We start from the raw sequence: 1025 nt of genomic DNA on the forward strand, positions 1-1025 counted from the left end.
CTTGGTCGCTTAACCTCACAACCCGAAGATGTTTCACTTCACGTTGCAAAAATTTGAGAGACCCACGAACAACTTATGTTGTTCTGTGTTTCAATTTTCAGCTTGATCCAGATTTTTAAAGAGCAAAACTTCGCAGTGAACCCTTTCAGGTACACTCTGAAGTATTTTTTATCAACGTTCTACAGGAATGGTGGAGCTATGCGGGATCGAACCGCAGACCTCCTGCGTGCAAAGCAGGCGCTCTCCCAGCTGAGCTATAGCCCCATCGTGTAGTCAGAACCTCTGTACCGATAATTTTTCCTGAAACAAGGCGAGGAATAACGAAGCATACATCAGTATGTGAGTTATTTCACAACGCAGTATTCAGGGAAAATCTGGTAGGCCTGAGTGGACTTGAACCACCGACCTCACCCTTATCAGGGGTGCGCTCTAACCACCTGAGCTACAAGCCTGTAGAGGTTTTACTGCTCGTTTTTCATCAGACAATCTGTGTGAGCACTGCAAAGACCGGTTCTTTCAGGTAAGGAGGTGATCCAACCGCAGGTTCCCCTACGGTTACCTTGTTACGACTTCACCCCAGTCATGAATCACAAAGTGGTAAGCGCCCTCCCGAAGGTTAAGCTACCTACTTCTTTTGCAACCCACTCCCATGGTGTGACGGGCGGTGTGTACAAGGCCCGGGAACGTATTCACCGTGGCATTCTGATCCACGATTACTAGCGATTCCGACTTCATGGAGTCGAGTTGCAGACTCCAGTCCGGACTACGACGCACTTTATGAGGTCCGCTTGCTCTCGCGAGGTCGCTTCTCTTTGTATGCGCCATTGTAGCACGTGTGTAGCCCTGGTCGTAAGGGCCATGATGACTTGACGTCATCCCCACCTTCCTCCAGTTTATCACTGGCAGTCTCCTTTGAGTTCCCGGCCGGACCGCTGGCAACAAAGGATAAGGGTTGCGCTCGTTGCGGGACTTAACCCAACATTTCACAACACGAGCTGACGACAGCCATGCAGCACCTGTCTCAC

Annotated in this window: 2 tRNA genes and 1 rRNA gene; all 3 read right to left on the reverse strand. The window is 50.1% G+C overall.

Going from position 1 to position 1025, the window contains the following annotated elements:
- Window positions 1-188: 188 nt before the first annotated feature.
- Window positions 189-264 (reverse strand) — tRNA-Ala (locus F4V61_RS21965).
- Window positions 265-375: 111 nt separating this feature from the next.
- Window positions 376-452 (reverse strand) — tRNA-Ile (locus F4V61_RS21970).
- Window positions 453-521: 69 nt separating this feature from the next.
- Window positions 522-1025: ribosomal RNA gene (locus tag F4V61_RS21975) — 16S ribosomal RNA — on the reverse strand; the annotation flags it as partial.

It is taken from the genome of Salmonella enterica subsp. arizonae (assembly GCF_008692845.1).
GTDB lineage: Bacteria > Pseudomonadota > Gammaproteobacteria > Enterobacterales > Enterobacteriaceae > Salmonella > Salmonella arizonae.